General features: G+C 38.1%; 16 protein-coding genes. 12 read left to right on the forward strand and 4 right to left on the reverse strand.

All coding sequences use genetic code 11. The features are described from left to right. Positions 1-151 precede the first annotated feature (151 nt). The 3 genes from EYS08_RS07365 (at position 152) to EYS08_RS07375 (ending at position 1,917) form a co-directional block, all read left to right on the forward strand. Entirely contained in the window at positions 152-790 is a 639-nt protein-coding gene (locus EYS08_RS07365; RefSeq protein WP_131029413.1) for a thiamine phosphate synthase, read from the forward strand. A gap of 75 nt (positions 791-865) precedes the next feature. Then, entirely contained in the window at positions 866-1,426 is a 561-nt protein-coding gene (locus EYS08_RS07370; protein ID WP_131029414.1) for a thiamine pyrophosphokinase, read from the forward strand. Next, on the forward strand, positions 1,423-1,917 hold the full coding sequence (locus EYS08_RS07375) for a GNAT family N-acetyltransferase (RefSeq protein WP_131029415.1): 495 nt from the start codon (positions 1,423-1,425) through the stop codon (positions 1,915-1,917). The genes EYS08_RS07370 and EYS08_RS07375 overlap by 4 nt, the downstream gene beginning before the upstream one ends. A 271-nt stretch (positions 1,918-2,188) precedes the next feature. Here EYS08_RS07375 and EYS08_RS07380 read toward each other — a convergent pair whose 3' ends face one another. Together EYS08_RS07380 and EYS08_RS07385 are read right to left on the reverse strand one after the other, a co-directional pair. Further along, positions 2,189-4,630, reverse strand: a complete 2,442-nt coding sequence (locus EYS08_RS07380) for a TonB-dependent receptor (protein WP_165456401.1) — start codon at positions 4,628-4,630, stop codon at positions 2,189-2,191. Between the two features lie 575 nt (positions 4,631-5,205). Beyond that, complete coding sequence (locus EYS08_RS07385) at positions 5,206-6,885, reverse strand: dipeptidyl-peptidase 3 family protein (RefSeq protein ID WP_131029417.1); 1,680 nt, start codon at positions 6,883-6,885, stop codon at positions 5,206-5,208. Positions 6,886-6,998: 113 nt separating this feature from the next. Between EYS08_RS07385 and EYS08_RS07390 the strand changes: the two genes are divergently transcribed. After that, positions 6,999-7,835, forward strand: coding sequence for an N-acetylmuramoyl-L-alanine amidase (locus EYS08_RS07390; protein ID WP_131029418.1), 837 nt, complete (start codon positions 6,999-7,001; stop codon positions 7,833-7,835). 353 nt (positions 7,836-8,188) lie between these two features. Here EYS08_RS07390 and EYS08_RS07395 read toward each other — a convergent pair whose 3' ends face one another. Then, positions 8,189-9,844, reverse strand: a complete 1,656-nt coding sequence (locus EYS08_RS07395) for a glutamine--tRNA ligase/YqeY domain fusion protein (protein WP_131029419.1) — start codon at positions 9,842-9,844, stop codon at positions 8,189-8,191. A gap of 258 nt (positions 9,845-10,102) precedes the next feature. Between EYS08_RS07395 and EYS08_RS07400 the strand changes: the two genes are divergently transcribed. The 8 genes from EYS08_RS07400 to EYS08_RS07430 all read left to right on the forward strand — a co-directional run bounded on the left by EYS08_RS07400 (position 10,103) and on the right by EYS08_RS07430 (position 15,185). Next, positions 10,103-10,525, forward strand: a complete 423-nt coding sequence (locus EYS08_RS07400) for a cobalamin B12-binding domain-containing protein (RefSeq protein WP_244215883.1) — start codon at positions 10,103-10,105, stop codon at positions 10,523-10,525. 3 nt (positions 10,526-10,528) lie between these two features. Continuing rightward, a complete protein-coding gene (locus EYS08_RS07405; protein ID WP_131029420.1) occupies positions 10,529-11,308 on the forward strand; it encodes an enoyl-CoA hydratase/isomerase family protein in 780 nt (259 codons plus the stop codon). A gap of 148 nt (positions 11,309-11,456) precedes the next feature. After that, a complete protein-coding gene (locus EYS08_RS07410) occupies positions 11,457-12,698 on the forward strand; it encodes a sigma-54-dependent transcriptional regulator (RefSeq protein WP_244215884.1) in 1,242 nt (413 codons plus the stop codon). Positions 12,699-12,718: 20 nt separating this feature from the next. Next, positions 12,719-12,874, forward strand: a complete 156-nt coding sequence (locus EYS08_RS26310; protein ID WP_244215885.1) for a helix-turn-helix domain-containing protein — start codon at positions 12,719-12,721, stop codon at positions 12,872-12,874. Between the two features lie 65 nt (positions 12,875-12,939). After that, complete coding sequence (locus EYS08_RS07415; RefSeq protein WP_131029421.1) at positions 12,940-13,989, forward strand: AI-2E family transporter; 1,050 nt, start codon at positions 12,940-12,942, stop codon at positions 13,987-13,989. A 73-nt stretch (positions 13,990-14,062) separates the two neighbouring features. Then, positions 14,063-14,329 (forward strand): YtxH domain-containing protein, encoded by a 267-nt coding sequence (locus EYS08_RS07420; protein ID WP_025142262.1) that lies wholly within the window; start codon positions 14,063-14,065, stop codon positions 14,327-14,329. Positions 14,330-14,383: 54 nt separating this feature from the next. After that, positions 14,384-14,761: a phage holin family protein gene (locus EYS08_RS07425; RefSeq protein ID WP_131029422.1), complete on the forward strand. Its 378-nt coding sequence runs from the start codon at positions 14,384-14,386 to the stop codon at positions 14,759-14,761. Further along, positions 14,748-15,185 (forward strand): hypothetical protein, encoded by a 438-nt coding sequence (locus EYS08_RS07430; RefSeq protein ID WP_131029423.1) that lies wholly within the window; start codon positions 14,748-14,750, stop codon positions 15,183-15,185. Before EYS08_RS07425 ends, EYS08_RS07430 begins: the two co-directional genes overlap by 14 nt. A 178-nt stretch (positions 15,186-15,363) precedes the next feature. On the opposite strand, the gene aspS is transcribed toward EYS08_RS07430, so the two are convergent. Next, entirely contained in the window at positions 15,364-17,109 is a 1,746-nt protein-coding gene (aspS, locus tag EYS08_RS07435; protein ID WP_131029424.1) for an aspartate--tRNA ligase, read from the reverse strand. Positions 17,110-17,122: the final 13 nt, after the last annotated feature.

A 17,122-nucleotide genomic window follows, 5' to 3' on the forward strand; every position in this document is an offset into this window, starting at 1 on the left:
CAAGATCCTATTCAGATGGTCTGTGCGCCATAGCATATGAAACTGAATACAAAAAAGTTAAAGCTAAAATAGGATCGTCATTGCAGAATACATTTGCAATGGCGATTTTGTTTATATTGCCCTCCTGATCTTAAAATCCTGTTCACCCAGTATGAAATACATAGAGAAGCTTCATTACATTACGCACGATATTCCACATTTAAGCCACATCGAACAGGCACAACAAGCCTGCGAGGCTGGTGCAAAATGGATCCAATACCGTAGCCTAAGCAAAAGTGATGAAGAACTCTTACAGGATATTAATGCGATAGCCGAAATCTGTGATGATTGGGGCACCACCTTAATCGTTACCGATCATGTTCATTTAAATGGAAAGGCCGATATCCAGGGTTTTCATATCGAAGATATGGACGCCGATTTTATAAAACTTCGCAAACTGGTTGGCCATGATATTACACTGGGAGGATCGGCGAATACAGTAGACAATTTAATCAGACTTGTAAAAGAAGGTGCCGATTATGCTGGTTATGGTCCATTTGCAGAAACTGAAACCAAACCCAATAATTATGCGCATTTAGGCATTGAAGGCTATCAGCATGTGGTAAAAGAATTGAAAGCTCAGGCCATCGGCATTCCGGTATTGGCTGTGGGTGGGATTAAAACATACGATGTGGAAGCTTTAATGCAAACCGGTATTTATGGCATAGCCGTTTCTGGAGCCATTAATTTTGCCGATGATTTTATTGAAGCCTATCAGGATTTTTACACATTAGTTAAAGAGAGCACCTAGTATATCGTTAATCATTTTTACCCCTAACTGATTCTTCCCTTACCGTACTTAAAGCGAAATTTCTATATTCGCATTATGTCTTCACACCATATTGTAAAAGAGAAACAAGAGCCAGCTTTATACATTGATGAGCTTGGGAATTTTAACGAAGAGCTTTTGGGCCAACTGCTCGAATGGAGCCCTACGCTTTTGGTTAATGGAGAAAATTACGATAAGATTTTTTCTTTAGGTTTAAAGGTAGATGTGCTGGTAAATGGGAACGGACAGGAAACTCAAGAGGATACAAAAGTTATTCAAGGCCCTGTTGATGCATTAATGGTGGCTATTAATTATTTGTACGAAGAGCGATATCCCGCGGTAAATGTAATTGCAAAGAAATTTGATCTGGAGAAATTTGCCGGATTTGAAGACAAAATTAATCTGGTGGTGTTTACTGAAAGATCGAAACACTATCCTATAAAACCAGGATTCTCTGTTTGGAAACCTGCGGGAAGTGAATTCCTGATCCATGGCAACCGGTATATCGAAGTAACTAACCTAATGCAAAATGAAGAAGAAATTTTTACTGTAGTTAAAGATGGCTTTGTAGAATTTACCTTTTCAGGACAACCAATTTTTATAAGCGAACCAATATGATTACCCTCAGAAAAGCAAATGAAGAAGATATAGAAATTATCAGGGATATTGCCGTGGCAACCTGGCCATCAACTTACCTCGATATTATCGGGCAGGCACAGATTGATTACATGTTGGATAAAATGTACAACAAAGGGGAGCTACTGAAACAATTTATGGAAGGGCATATTTTCCTGATTGCAGAGGAGGACGAAAATCAGTTTGGCTTCGCAGGTTATTCTATTGTTGGACATGAAGAACGTATTTACAAGCTTCACAAGCTTTATGTACTGCCGTCTGCCCATGGAAAAGGTGTTGGAAAAATCTTAATTAACGAGGTTTTTAACCAGGTGAAAGATGCGGGGGGAAGTGCTTTACAATTGAATGTAAACAAACAGAACAAAGCCAAAGATTTTTACTTAAAAGGAGGCTTTACCATTAAAGAAACGGTAAAACTTGATATAGGTGAAGGTTACTTTATGGACGATTATGTAATGGAATACAAGTTTTAAATCCCAACTAATCGTCATGCTGAATTTATTTCAGGATCTTATAGCAAGATAGTCCTTGAAATAAATTCAGGGTGACGACTTTGAATTAGAATAACAATAAAACAAGCTCGAAAAAAGAGGTGTACCTAAACAAGTTTCCCTTTAAGTTTGTCAGGTTGAACCTGTCGGCCCTCCTAGACAGTATAATGGCAGGTCCTTCGACAAGCTCTCCGTAGGAGTCCTTTGGACAGGATGACAATTCTATATTAATAATACACGCTCTTTTTGATCCCTAATTCTTCATCCTACCTTGTTCTGCTTCGGTACCCGTTGCACGGCGGCGGGCTGGTTTGATTTCGTTTTTACCAAAGCGGTAGGTAAAACTGATTCTACCAATTTGAGTTTCATTTTTTTGGTGTACTGAGTAAGTTAAACCCGGATAGGCGCTTGATAAATTGTTTTCAGACATATTAAATACATCTGATAAGGCCAGCTTCAAACTTGCTTTTTTGTTGAATAACGATTTGCTTAAACCCGCATCCACATAATAACGGGCTTTTAAACTTAAGGTACCGTAATCGAGCGGTGATTCGTAGCTACCGTTTATTTCTGCTGTAAAACCATCCATAATGGTAAAGGTTTGTTGCGATTTAAATTGGAAAGATGTTTTTCCGGTTTTTAAAGCACTCCCTGCCAAATCTGGCGATTTGAAACTGAGGTAAAAAACATTTAAGTTATTATTGGTCTGCCACCATTTCGTAATCTGAACAGGTACGTTTAAATTGGCGTTGTAGCTAATGTTGGTGGCAATATTTGCATTGGTTTGATATAAAGATTGATTCGCTGCATCTGGCAAAATTACCTCTGCAATTACATCGTTAACCCTGCTATAGCCAATTGAGAGCATGTATTTTTGCAATAGTGTATAACTAAGCTCAAAATTGTGTGTATACTGCGGATTTAAAAATGGATTTCCTTTACTATAGGTAAATTCGTCTAAGTAATAAATAAAGGGATTTAAAGCATCGTAACTTGGGCGGTCTATCCTTCTGCTATAAGAAAAGCCTAATTGATTGTTTTTTGAGAGCGTTTGTTGAACAAATAACGTTGGAAAGAAATCCCAGTAATTTCGTTCTACAACTGTGTTTGTGGTAATCAGATTTCCTTTCGAATTGGTTTGCTCAACCCTTAAGCCAATCTGTACGCTGGTATTTTTAAACTGCTTGTTTATATTGGTATAGGCCGCATTTACATTTTCATCGTATACGAACTGATTGCTTCGTTTTACATCGTTCTGCCAGGCATTACTTACTAACTCTTCCGCCTGCAAATCATTGTCGGTTTTAACCCAGCTGCTTTTAACCCCTGCTTCGAGTTTAACCGTTTTGTTTAGCGAAACGTTATAATCGACTTTAAATGCTTTGATATCAATAATCGATGGGGTGTTGTTGCGGGTATATCTGATCGGGCGGATTCTGTCTCCATTGGGAAACCGATAATCGTTTTCATAATTAGAACCGTCGTTTCCTTTGTATTTGGAATAATCTACATCTGCCGAGATTTCTGAACCCGCGGTATCCAAAACAGATTTATAATTTAAGTTATAAGAAACATTATTGTATTTGTTTGCCTGCAATGAGTTGGTTATTAGGGTAGAGTCTACCTGGTTAAAAGATGGGCCAATTAAGGTATTGTTTACCGCAGTTTCATTTCCATGGTTAAAATAGCCGTTTACCAACAACCCAATGGTGTTTTTCTTATCAATAAAATAATCTAAACCAGCCTTAAAGTTATTGTTATATTGCTTCCTATTGCTCTCGCCAACCTGCATAAAGTAAGTATCTGGCGTTCCGTTCGAAATACGATCGATCGCAATCAGGTTGTCTCTTTCAAATTTACCATAATTGTAATTGCTAAAAAGATTCAGTTTCTGAGTACGGTGATTCAGGTTTATACCCGCATTTGCCCTCAGGTTTTTACCATAGCCGAGCGAACCATTTACGCTACCATTCGTTCCGCCGTTTTTATTCTTTTTGGTTTTGATGTTAATGATTCCTGAGTTACCCGAAGCATCATATTTCGAGGAAGGATTGGTAATCAGCTCAATACTTTCTATATCTGAACTCTGCATATTACGAAGCAAATTAGCAACATCGGCACTGCTCATATAGGTTTGCTTGCCATCTAACTGAATCAGTACACCCTGCTTGCCCATCATCGAAATCTTATCATTCTGATCTACCGTTACGCCTGGTGCTTTTTGCAAAACTTCCAGCGCAGTAGAACCCGTCATAACCGAACTATTGGAAACATTCATCACGATTTTATCCATTTTTCTTTCGATTAATGGTTTAGTTACAGCTACATTCACTTCTTTTAAGTTTTGAGTGCTTGCCGTGAGCTGAGCCGTTCCGAAGTCTGCCTTTTGATTATCTTCTGTTAAAACGATGGTTTTACTTTTAAGTGTTTTGTAACCCATGTAACTGGCTTTATAAAAATAACTCCCCTTACCCGAAACATTAAAATTAAATGCTCCGTTCGGATCGGTAAATGCTGTTTTAACCACGCTCGAATCGGATGCTTTAAAGAGCACAACCGTAACGTAATCTGCAGGTTTTTGGGTTTCATCTAAAATTACCCCACTGATGTTCGGTTTAGGATTTGTTTGTGCAAAACCAGCTGCAACGGTAAAAAGGAAAGTAACAATAAGTGGTATTCTGTACAGTGTTTTCATTTTTAGGTGTTTATTCTCAAAAAAATGGGCAAAAAGATTTCTATACCGCATGTGCATGCGCTTTCAATTTAATTGCTTGCTTAATTTAAAGTTTAGCCCGGAAACGAAAGGTTTCCATTGTTTAGTTATAGATAAGACGACCGTTTTTTGAAAAGGTTACAGGGATTTTGAAAAAGTTGAACGTTAGGAGTCCGAAGAGTGAGTAGATTGTTGTGTTACTTCAATTGAGTCGTTATTCTGAGATTAATTATGTATAAATGATCGGGAAATAATATCGTCATTTCGACTGGAGCTCACCGATTCTTCATCGGTAGCGTAATGGAGAAATCTTTAAACACAGATCGAAGATTTTGCTTCGCAGAGCCTTCGGGTTCTCCATTTCGCTGCGCTTCAGTCGAAATGACGACTGATTTTTTTAAAGGGACTTAGTCATTTAATCGGTTAACCAGTTTCAACAATTAACTCCTGCCCACAAATGAACCAATGACCAATAAACGAGTGAACAAAAAAAGCCACAGACAAACAAGTTTACACTTGCATATCTATGGCCTTTAATTCCTCGTAAAAGAAATCTTTTATTTTACGCCAAGTACATCAACACCTTGTTCGAAAACAACATCAACCGGAATATTCTTTTTGGTCAACCGGTCCAGATCTGTTTGAAGTTCTGTATGGATAACCGCCTTTTCTTTTTGTGCTTTTTCTACCGCAACTTTGTCGCCGTTACCCTGAAGGGTAAGAATGAATGCGCTTAAATCGTTCATGGCAGTTGCAAATTTTTCGAAGTTTACTTTATAAGTGCCTTTAGCGGTACGTTCAAAAGCACCTTTTTCCTGGAAATAATTAAAGCATTGCATATTAGCTTTTCCATGCGCCTCAGAAACACCGAAGCGAACAGAACGTAAAATACCAGCCATAAATGTGGTGTAATAATCTTTTATATCGCCTTTCAACTCGCCTTTTTTAAGTAAGCCCGTTACCATATACAAGCCTAAAATATCGGCTTTGCCTTCTTCTAACCAGCTGTACTGTTCTTTCAATGCCGCACGTACAAAACCTTTTCCGGTAATGGTTTTTTTAATCCCTAAGCCATGAGCTACCTCGTGAAACATTACGTTTGCAAAAAAAGCATCAAACTTAATGTATTGTTGCTGATCGGCTTCAATTAATTCTTTTGAAATCGGTACCAATATCTTATCAAATTTCGCCTGCATTGCGTTTTTCAGCTGCGAACGGCGTGTTCCTTTTTCCTGCTGGATTTTTTCATCGTTCGGAAGATTAACGGCAATGGTTTTTGATCCGGCATTACAGTCTCCTGCATAATAAACCACATCATATGCATTTAACTCCGAGTCGGTTCCAGGTGTTTCGGTTTTGTATTTGGCCGCAACAGGTAAGTTTTTCTGTAATTCAGGAAGCATTTTTACATACTTCGCCAAACGCTTGCTCCACTCCTTATCTTTGATCAAAACATAAGCTTCGTAACTGGTACGGGCATTAAATAGTTTATCCTCGTAATTTTCAATCGGGCCGATAATGATGTCCAAACCATTGGTTTTCATGTCTAACCAGGCATAATCACTCGCAGTAAAATTATCCGTTACTAAGGCGTCGGCCCTTAAGTTTAAATATTTTTTTAAACCGGCATCTTCGGCAATTAAAGCAGCCTGTTTTAATAACGAGCTTGCTTTTTGTAATTCTGAAGCAAATAATACATGATAAGGTACAGTTGATAATTTGCCAGTACTGTCTTTTTGAATAACCGAATATGCACCAAACTTATCAGCAAGGTCCGATTTCTCTATGGCTTCTTTTGTAATTCCGTACGGATAAAAAGATGCGCCCTCTGGTTTGGCACCAACACCTTCAACAAAAGGTTTATCATTATTTAATCTATCCCAGGGACCATAATTGATGTTAACAAAATCGCGTGTTTTTTCATCTTTAATAGTTGCCAACAAGCTATCTCTTTGTGGGTAGGCTTGTTTCCAATATAATTGATCCATAATTTCTGCTGCCTGAATTAATAAAGGCAAGATTTTACGGTCGTTAACACTTAATTCATTTATATTGGTGGTTAATTTAACCCTTTCGTAAATAGGCAAGCGTTGTGCAACATAATTGGTTAAACTATCTTTTTGTACTACTACAGCCTTTTCATCTTTAGATTTATTATTGCCGGTACAAGACGATAAGGCGCCTACAGAAATAGCTACTGCCGATAAAAACAGGGTTGATTTGTATAAATTCTTCATATTAAAGTATATGGCTGCTAAATTAGTAAATTTTGAAAGCTTTGTATAAAGTTTGATGCATTGGATGAAGTTTAAGATAACTTTGTAACTTCAACTTGCTAACAATTCATACCATGTTATTTTCAAGGTCATCAAAATCATTATCTATTTCCGCTTTTTCTCTTGTACTTATTTTATCTGCCTGCGGAAGCAGCAAATATGCTGCAACAGAAAAAATCTATAAGGAAAAGGCAAAGGATTTTTCTAAAATAATCAATGCCACGCCGCCAGTTGGTCAACTTTACGATTCATTGGGAGCAACAAACCAGGAATGGATTGGTTCTGTAAATTTTGGGATACGTAAACCAAATTTTGTGGTGATCCATCATACTGCACAAGATAGTTTGGCACAGACCATAAAGACATTTTTCTCCACTAAAGCGGGTACAAGTGCCCATTATGTGATCAGCCGCGATGGTAAAGTAGTGCACATGGTGAATGACTATTTACGCGCAAACCATGCTGGTTTAAGTAAATGGGGGAAAGATACCGACTTAAACTCTTCATCGATAGGCATTGAATTGGATAATAATGGCTTAACTGACCCATGGCCTAATGCACAGATCAATAGTCTGCTAAAGTTGTTGGCCACTTTAAAGAAAACCTATGCAATCCCGACAGCGAATTTTATCGGTCATGCCGATATAGCGCCTAAACGAAAAAATGATCCTAAAAATTTCCCCTGGAAAAAACTGGCGGATAAAGGCTTTGGCTATTGGTATGATGATGTGCTGAAGAACCCTCCGGTAGATTTTAACACCGAAATGGCCTTAAAATATATTGGTTACGATACCCGCAATCTCCCTGCAGCAATCACCGCTTTTAAAATCCATTTTATCCAGAGTGATATTACACCGACTTTAACGCCAGTAGATATATTGGTGCTTTATAATGTATATACGAAGTATTAAGCGATAGGGATAAATAGGTCCGGAAGTCTGGGGTTAGAGGTCCGAAGTTTAGGTACAAAGGCAAAGCTTGGCGTGCTCCGCGTAATTTCTTTGCCGTTAATGATGGAAGATGTAAAATGGATGGTGGAATAATAGAAAGTCAGAAGACGGAGGACCGAAGTCTAGCCGCAAAACACCCTGCGCACTTAGTGTCTATCCTTTGCAAACTTTGCGGTTAATGATGGAATATCATATAACCTACAACTCACCAATTAACTAATGGCTAATGAACGAGTGAACCAATAAAAAAGCACAGACGAACCACGCTAATCTGTGTTCATCTGTGCCTGATCTGTGGCCAAAAATAGCGAAAACTAGTTTGGCTTCTTAAATGTATCTTTCAGTGTTACCGTTCTATTGAAAACCAATTTATCTGCAGTAGAATCTCTATCTAAACAGAAATAACCTTTGCGGATAAACTGATAACGGCCATCTAGATCTGCATCTGCCAGGGCCGGCTCGATATAAACGTTAGGTAAAACCGTTAAGCTTTCAGGGTTTAGGTAATCTTTAAAATCTCCTTCCTCAGCATCTGGTGTTTCAGAAGTAAACAAACGGTCGTACAAACGGATTTCGGCAGTTTTGGCATGTGGAGCACTTACCCAATGGATGGTTCCTTTAACATTTATACCGCTGGTATCATTCCCACTTTTCGATTCTGGGATGTAAGTACAATGAATTTCGGTAACGTTTCCGTTTTCATCTTTCACAAAATCTTCACATTTAACAATGTAGGCAAATTTTAAGCGTACCATTGCACCAGGCGCCAGGCGGAACCATTTTTTCGCCGGTACTTCCATAAAATCTTCACGCTCTATCCAAAGTTCGTTGCTGAAAGGGATTACACGTGTGCCACCACCATCTTCAGCCTCTGGATTGTTTTCGCCGATTAAATCTTCTGTTCCTTTTTCGTAATTTGTAATCACCAGTTTAATCGGATCTAAAACCGCCATTACACGGTTAGCCGTTTTATTTAAATCTTCGCGGATACAAAATTCCAATAAACTTAGCTCAATTAAATTTTCACGTTTGGCAATACCAATACGTTCGCAAAATTCGCGTACACTCTTCGGTGTAAAACCTCTCCTACGCAAACCACTAATTGTAGGCATGCGCGGATCGTCCCATCCATTTACTAAGTTTTCGTTAACCAGTTGAAGTAACTTACGTTTACTCATTACCGTGCTGGTAAGGTTTAAACGGGCAAATTCATATTGTTTCGAAGGAAAAATCTCTAATTTTTCGATAAACCAATCGTACAGTTCACGGTGCGAAACATATTCCAATGTACAAATAGAGTGCGTGATGTTTTCGATACTATCACTTTGTCCGTGAGCAAAATCGTACATCGGGTAAATGCACCATTTGTTGCCTGTACGATGATGTTCAGCGTGTTTGATGCGATAGATAATCGGATCGCGCATTAACATATTCGGACTGGCCATGTCGATTTTTGCTCTCAAAATATAAGCACCATCGGCAAATTCGCCATTTTTCATTTTGGTGAAAATGTCTAAATTTTCTTCAATGCTGCGGTTACGGTATGGGCTATCCTGTCCAGGTTCTGTTGGTGTGCCTTTTAAAGCCGCAATTTCATCTGCAGAACTCTCGTCAACATAAGCCAAACCTTTTTCGATCAGTTTAACGGCAAAACCATACAGCTCATCAAAATAATCTGAGGCATATAATTCGTTTTTCCAGTTAAAACCCAACCATCTGATATCTTCTTGCTGACTGTTTACATATTCTGTTTTTTCTGTTACCGGATTGGTATCATCAAAACGCAGATTGGTATAGCCGCCGTATTTTTGTGTTAGTCCGAAATTTAAGCATATTGCTTTCGCGTGGCCAATGTGTAAATAACCGTTAGGCTCAGGCGGGAAACGCGTAACCAAAGTTTCATACTTACCACTATTTAAGTCGTTCTCAACAATTTCTTCAATAAAGTTCAATGACTTCTCTTCACTCATAAAAACCTGTAAATTAGGAATGCAAATGTAAAAAGATTGAGCGGATTTATACAATGATTGTAGGTTTATTAGCCCACAGTTGATAGTTGATAGCTCAGAACTTCATTATGGTGCTATAAACGAACCAATATGTTATTATTATTGGTTAATTCACTATTGAAAATCACTATATGAACAATGAGCCATCACCATTATCTACTTTTTCCCTATTTCTCAATTACCTAATAAAATCGATACATTTACGTCAACTTAATATGAATGATGAGCAAAGTATTAAATCGGCCTATCCGCGTTTTAGTAGCTAAAGTTGGATTAGATGGCCATGACAGGGGGGCCAAAGTAATCGCAACTTCCTTACGGGATGCAGGCATGGAAGTAATTTATACCGGCCTACGCCAAACACCAGAAATGGTGGTAAACACAGCGCTTCAGGAGGATGTTGATGCCATCGGGATTTCTATCCTATCGGGGGCACACATGACGGTTTTTCCAAAGATTATTCATTTTATGAAAGAAAAACAGTTAGATGATGTGTTGTTAACCGGTGGAGGGATTATTCCGGAAGCAGATCGGTTAAAACTAGCAGATATGGGTGTTGGGGAGCTATTTCCCCCAGGTACAACAATGGCAAGTATTGTAGAATATATTCAGAATTGGGTTACAGAAAACAGAAATTTTTAAGCTATGGCATACCAGAATTTAATCTCAGAGATAAAAGAAAACATTTTATACGTTACCATTAACCGTGAAAAGGCGCTGAATGCTTTAAATAAAGACACTTTGGCCGAACTGGCGGATGTAATTGCTTTTGCAGGTAAAACCGATGAAGTAAGAGGCGTTATTTTAACCGGAGCAGGCGAAAAGGCCTTTGTTGCAGGAGCTGACATTAAAGAGTTTTCTGATTATAGTGGTAAACAGGGAGAAGATTTAGCAAAACGTGGTCATGATCTGGTTTTTAATGCCATTGAAAATTCTTCAAAGCCATTTATTGCAGCAATTAATGGATTTGCTTTAGGCGGAGGACTGGAGTTGGCTATGGCCTGCCACATACGCATCGCATCGGATCATGCGAAATTAGGTTTGCCTGAAGTTACTTTGGGTTTAATTCCTGGTTACGGCGGTACCCAGCGCCTTACACAATTGGTTGGGAAAGGTAAAGCAATAGAAATGATTACGACCGCAAATATGATTACAGCTTCGGATGCAGAAAAAATAGGGCTTGTAAATTATGTTGTTCCACAGCCTGATCTAATTGGCAAAGCTGAAGAGATGCTGAATGTTATTAAGCAACGCGCACCACTGGCTATTTCGGCTGCAATAAAATCTGTAATTGCATCTGTAAATAACAGCAATGGCTACGCTACCGAAATCGAAGAATTTGGTAAATGTTTCGAAACTGCCGATTTTAAGGAAGGCGTAACTGCATTTGTTGAAAAGAGAAAAGCAAATTTTTCCGGAAAGTAGTATGTGGGTGTAGTATTAATTTGATATTTTGTATGGCGGAAATGTTGCAAAAGTTTTCAATGCAATTTTTTTGAGTAATTATGTGTTATCTAACTATTAACCCTAATGTGCTTACCACTGCGTTTGGGTTTTTATAATAACGCTGCTCATGAAAAAGAAGGTACTCATTGTTGACGATGAAATTAGCATCGGTTTATTGCTCTCCAAATTTTTAACTAAAAATGGATTTGAAGTTTCGAATGTAACTATAGGTAGAACGGTTTTACAAATTCTTGAAAAAGAGAGATTCGATTTGGTATTATGCGATTATCGTTTGGATGATACAGATGGGAAGGAGATTTTAATCCACATTAAGGAAAACTATCCAGCCACCGGTGTGATTATCATTACAGGTTATTCGGATATTAAGCTTGCCGTAGAATTGATAAAGCTAGGGGCTTACGATTATATTGTGAAACCTCTTTACCCAGATGAAATTTTAAATACCATAAATAAAGCCCTTGAAACGCAGGAGGCCTTAAAATCGCCTAAAAACTTTGAGCTTGCTGGTAGTAATGTTATTTCCGATTTTCTAAATGGCCCAGAGTATATAAATGGTGAGAGCGATGCTTCTGCGCTTTTACTGAAACAAATCCAACTCATAGCACGAACAGGGTACACAGTCATTTTAACGGGAAAAAGCGGGACAGGGAAAGAATGTGTTGCTAAAACCATTCACCTAAATAGTTCGCGTGGCAAAGCTCCTTTCATCGCCATGGATTGTGGTTCTTTAACAAAAGATTTAGCCGCCAGTGAGTTTTTTGGACACGAGAAAGGGGCATTTACTGGAGCAGCCTTCACTAAAATTGGTCACTTTGAGCAAGCTAATGGCGGTACATTATTTCTTGATGAGATCGGTAATTTATCATATGAGATCCAGGCGACTTTACTTGGGGCAGTTCAGGAACGGAAAATAAAACGGATTGGAAGTACAAAGGAGATTGATCTGGATGTGCGGCTTATTGTAACTACAAATGAAAATTTACTCGAAGGGATTCAAAAGGGTATATTCAGGGAAGATTTATATCACCGCTTTAATGAATTTTCTATGCACGTTCCATCATTGAAACACCGAGATAATGATATCCTTATCTTTGCTGAGCGTTTTCTGGCCACAGTAAACAAAGAATTGAATAAAAAGATTAAAGGTTTTTCTGATGAAGCGATGAAATGTTTATTGGCATACAATTGGCCAGGTAATGTACGTGAGCTGAAGAATGTTATCAGGCGGATTGCTTTATTAACCGATGGTGATTGGATAGAAACTCATGTTTTGCCATTGGAGCTTAGAATGACTGCTTATCCTAAGGCACAGCATGAAAAAAAAGCGTTTCTTTTGCCGCTAAATTAAATAATGATAAATCACTTAATTTGCGAGATGCTGCCAAAGAAGCCGAATATACTGCTATTTTAGAGGTGCTAAAAGCGGTTAATTTCAACAAAACCAAGGCGGCAAAAATCTTAAATATCGATAGAAAAACACTTTACAATAAGATCAAATTTATTGAGGTTGATGATGGAATATAAATTTTAGCTCGAGAAAAACAAAATCAGCCATTTTAGCATTTAAAGAATACCCTTATTATCTAAATATGTCAGTATTCTCTTATAAACAACGCAATAACATTAACCTGGTCATTATTATTGCGCTTGGGGTGTTGATTGCGTATTCCTTGCAAAGTATTTTTAGTGCCATTTTAAGTACTTTGGTGCTTTACACGATCATGCGGCCGGCGTATATCCATTTGGCAGAGCATAAGGGCTGGAATAAAAGAGTAACGGCTATTTTCCTTATCACCATTAGTATCATACTCATTGTAATGCCTTTTTATGCATTAAGTAGTATGGTTATCAGTAAAATTTCAGAATTGAAGAACAATGAAGTGTTTTTCAGGAATCTGCTGATTAAATTACAGCACCTTATTCCAGTTAAAATTAATCAGGATCTTATCCAGGAAGGATTAAACCGCTTGGGGAATTGGGCAACTCAGCTTTTCCCATCCTTAATATCGAGTGCAGTAAATATTATATTAAGTTTATTGGTGATGTACTTTTTACTCTACTTTATGTTAATAGAGCGAAGAAAATTCGAATTTTCATTGATTAAATATGCACCTTTCAGAGAACAGAATGCACTTCGTTTTGGTGATGAAATGCGAAATACAACTTATGCCAATGTATTGGGACAAGGCCTGATCTGCCTCGTTCAAGGTTCGCTTTTGAGTCTTTCTTTTTATGTTTTGGGCTATAAAGATCCTGTATTTTGGGGGGTTATTACAACATTTATTTCTTTTGTGCCCGTTTTGGGGCCGCCGGTTGTTTTTGTTCCGGCTGCGATTTTGCAGATTGCGAACGGGAATAATTTTGCTGGCTGGGCCATGCTTATTTTTGGTTTTGTAGTCATCATTAATATCGATAATGTGCTAAGGTTTATCATTGCAAAAAAAGTTGGCAATATTCACCCCATAATTACAGTAATTGGCGTAATTATTGGTATCCCTTTATTTGGAATATTGGGCCTTGTTTTTGGCCCGCTACTGTTATCTTATTTTATATTGCTTGTTAAGATTTACGAAACCAGTACGCTTGCATCAGAAAGATTGGAAAGAATTAAAACAAATAATGAGCATACGGAGTTATAAATATAGCTTAACAATAAATAATGTAGTAGTTTTATATTGTACATAATTGTTAAACCCTTAAAATACATTAATTATGAATGATAACTCAAAAGTTGTAGTTGCGCTTTTAGCAGGATTAGCTGCTGGTGCGGCTCTAGGAATTTTGTTCGCACCAGATAAAGGTGATGAAACCCGCGATAAATTAAGCCAGTCTCTAAAAGATTTGGGCGATTCTATTAAGGATAAAGCCGCTGATGAAATTAACAACCTTGCCAGCTTAAAAGATAAAGTTGTAAGCTCGATCAAAACGAAATTAAGAAGCGTAGAAGAAGAATACAGTGACGATGTAGAACACGCGTAATAAATAAAATATTGCATAGCCGGGCAACTGCCCGGTTAAATATCAATCTGAATTATGCAGGAAAATAAAGATAAAAGCATTGAAGATCTTGTAGACGATGCCAAGGGTTTTTTAGAGGCCAGGGTTGAGTATACAAGGCTTTACCTGGTAGAAAAAGTCTCTAAAGTTTTTGCCGATTTAGTAACCAGTACGGTAGTTATTGTTTGTTTTATATTGGCCTTTTTGTTTGGCTCAGTAACTTTGGCGCTTTATCTGTCTGATCTTTTAGGTAGCTATGCCGGAGGCTTTGGTTGCGTTTCTTTGTTCTATATTCTATTGGCACTGGGTGTTTATTTAACTAAAGATAAGTATATCGAAAAGGCAATTATTAATGTAGCCATTAGAAGATACTTTGATAAACTTGCAGATAAGGAGGAAGATGAAAAGATATAAAGACATCCGTAACTTAGAAGACCTGCAGGCTAGAAAATTAGAACTTAAGGTTGAATACACCCTTAAGCAGAATATGCTTAAATCGGATACGAAAGCTTATTTTAAACAATTTACCTTAGGCGCGCTGATAAAGCGGTATGCTACACCAAGCAACCTGTTTAAAGCCGACGAAAAATTAAATATTAGCGGAACTGCCATGTCGTTGCTTTTGCCGATGTTTATGAATAAAACCCTGTTTAGAGGTGCTGGTTTTTTAACCAAAGCGGCTGTAGGCCTGGTTTCAGGAAAAATTGGTAAATCGCTTGATGCGGAACATTTGTCGGCAATTTTTAATTCTGTGAAAAGCTGGTTGGGTAAAAAGAAAGAGAAAAAAGATAAAAAGTTTATCGATTACGGCATCCCACCAGATAGCGAAACTTACTAGTTAAATGGTTCATCAGTCATTAGTTCATTAGTGAGCAAAGTGCAAAAATGACCATAATTTAAAAGCCTCAGAATTTAGAATCCTGAGGCTTTCTTGATTAAAAACTTAGCCGTTGTAAACCTTGTTTTTATGACTATGCTATTTCTGCTCCCAGTCCAATGAACCAATGGTAATGGGCCTATAAATCTGTTTTAATCTTTAATTCTTTCAATTGCTTCTCATCAATAGTGCTTGGACTATCGATCATTACATCCCTGCCCGAGTTGTTTTTAGGGAAAGCAATCACATCACGGATTGAATCTAAACCTGCAAAAATTGAGGTTAAACGATCGAAACCAAAGGCAATACCGCCATGTGGAGGTGCGCCAAACTCAAAGGCATCCATTAAAAAACCAAATTGTTTTTGCGCTTCTTCCGCACTGAAACCTAAATGTTTAAACATTAAAGCCTGTAATGCTCTATCGTGAATACGGATCGATCCGCCACCAACTTCAGTTCCGTTGATTACCATATCGTAAGCATTGGCACGTACGTTTTTAGGATCGGTATCCAATAAGGCAATATCTTCAGGTTTTGGCGAAGTGAAGGGGTGGTGCATAGCATGGTAACGTTCTGTTTCCTCATCCCACTCTAGAAGCGGGAAATCCAACACCCAAAGAGCAGAGAATGTGTTTTTATCGCGTAAACCTAAGCGGTTGCCCATTTCTAAACGAAGCTCGTTTAACTGTTTACGCACTTTATCGGTAGAGCCAGCTAAAATCAATAATAAATCACCTTTTTCTGTACCGAAAGCGTCGCTCCACTGTTTAAGGTCCTCTTCGTTAAAAAATTTATCTACTGATGATTTAATGGTTCCGTCTTCGTTATGGCGCGCATAAATCAAACCTGTAGCACCAATCTGCGGACGCTTGATGAAATCGGTTAATTCATCTAACTGCTTACGTGTATAACTTGCTGCACCTTTTGCATTGATACCAACTACCAATTCTGCATTATCGAAAACCGGGAAGCCCTTACCTTTTACCAAGTGGTTAAGCTCTACAAACTGCATCGCAAAACGGGTGTCGGGTTTATCTGAACCATATAAACGCATCGCATCTCCATATTGCATACGCGGTACTTCCGGTAAGTCGTAATTGCGTACTTCTTTAAATAAAGTACGGATCAGACCTTCGAAAGTGTTTAATATATCTTCTTGTTCGATGAAAGACATTTCACAATCAATCTGGGTAAACTCAGGCTGACGGTCGGCTCTTAAATCTTCATCTCTAAAACATTTTACAATCTGGAAATAACGGTCGAAACCCGAAACCATTAGCAATTGTTTGAAGGTTTGCGGCGACTGAGGCAAAGCATAAAACTCCCCTTCATTCATGCGGCTAGGCACCACGAAATCTCTCGCACCTTCTGGTGTAGATTTAATTAAAACAGGTGTTTCTACTTCAATAAAATCTAAAGCATCTAAATAACGGCGAACCGATTGTGCCATTTTATGACGCAAAACCAGGTTATTGCGAACCGGATTACGGCGTAAATCTAAATAACGGTATTTCATGCGCAACTCATCACCACCATCGGTTTCATCATCAATCATGAAAGGAGGTAATTTTGCTGCATTTAAAATTTCCAAAGCAGAAATTTTAATCTCCACATCACCGGTTGCCATTTTTGGATTTTTATTGCTTCTTTCTACAACGGTACCAATTGCTTTAATTACAAATTCGCGGCCTAATGAACGTGCTGCTTCGCAAAGTTCACGATTATCGTCCATGTTAAAAACCAACTGAGTAATACCATAACGATCGCGAATGTCGATAAAAGTCATACCGCCTAAATCTCTTGATTTTTGTACCCAACCACATAGCGTAACACTTTCGCCTAAGTTATTTAGGTTTAATGCACCACAAGTTACTGTTCTTAACATATATTGTAATCTA

This window comes from Pedobacter kyonggii (assembly GCF_004310665.1).
In the GTDB taxonomy this organism is placed as follows: Bacteria; Bacteroidota; Bacteroidia; order Sphingobacteriales; family Sphingobacteriaceae; genus Pedobacter; species Pedobacter kyonggii.

What these genes read in the sequence shown, in the direction of transcription:
- EYS08_RS07420 (WP_025142262.1), top strand. Translation starts at nt 14,063, where the DNA reads ATGAATGATAACTCAAAAGTTGTAGTTGCGCTTTTAGCAGGATTAGCT.
- aspS (WP_131029424.1), bottom strand. Translation starts at nt 17,109, where the DNA reads ATGTTAAGAACAGTAACTTGTGGTGCATTAAACCTAAATAACTTAGGC.
- EYS08_RS07385 (WP_131029417.1), bottom strand. Translation starts at nt 6,885, where the DNA reads ATGAAGAATTTATACAAATCAACCCTGTTTTTATCGGCAGTAGCTATT.
- EYS08_RS07370 (WP_131029414.1), top strand. Translation starts at nt 866, where the DNA reads ATGTCTTCACACCATATTGTAAAAGAGAAACAAGAGCCAGCTTTATAC.
- EYS08_RS07430 (WP_131029423.1), top strand. Translation starts at nt 14,748, where the DNA reads ATGAAAAGATATAAAGACATCCGTAACTTAGAAGACCTGCAGGCTAGA.
- EYS08_RS07390 (WP_131029418.1), top strand. Translation starts at nt 6,999, where the DNA reads ATGTTATTTTCAAGGTCATCAAAATCATTATCTATTTCCGCTTTTTCT.
- EYS08_RS07415 (WP_131029421.1), top strand. Translation starts at nt 12,940, where the DNA reads ATGTCAGTATTCTCTTATAAACAACGCAATAACATTAACCTGGTCATT.
- EYS08_RS07375 (WP_131029415.1), top strand. Translation starts at nt 1,423, where the DNA reads ATGATTACCCTCAGAAAAGCAAATGAAGAAGATATAGAAATTATCAGG.
- EYS08_RS07365 (WP_131029413.1), top strand. Translation starts at nt 152, where the DNA reads ATGAAATACATAGAGAAGCTTCATTACATTACGCACGATATTCCACAT.
- EYS08_RS07395 (WP_131029419.1), bottom strand. Translation starts at nt 9,844, where the DNA reads ATGAGTGAAGAGAAGTCATTGAACTTTATTGAAGAAATTGTTGAGAAC.
- EYS08_RS07400 (WP_244215883.1), top strand. Translation starts at nt 10,103, where the DNA reads ATGATGAGCAAAGTATTAAATCGGCCTATCCGCGTTTTAGTAGCTAAA.
- EYS08_RS07425 (WP_131029422.1), top strand. Translation starts at nt 14,384, where the DNA reads ATGCAGGAAAATAAAGATAAAAGCATTGAAGATCTTGTAGACGATGCC.
- EYS08_RS07380 (WP_165456401.1), bottom strand. Translation starts at nt 4,630, where the DNA reads ATGAAAACACTGTACAGAATACCACTTATTGTTACTTTCCTTTTTACC.
- EYS08_RS07405 (WP_131029420.1), top strand. Translation starts at nt 10,529, where the DNA reads ATGGCATACCAGAATTTAATCTCAGAGATAAAAGAAAACATTTTATAC.
- EYS08_RS07410 (WP_244215884.1), top strand. Translation starts at nt 11,457, where the DNA reads ATGAAAAAGAAGGTACTCATTGTTGACGATGAAATTAGCATCGGTTTA.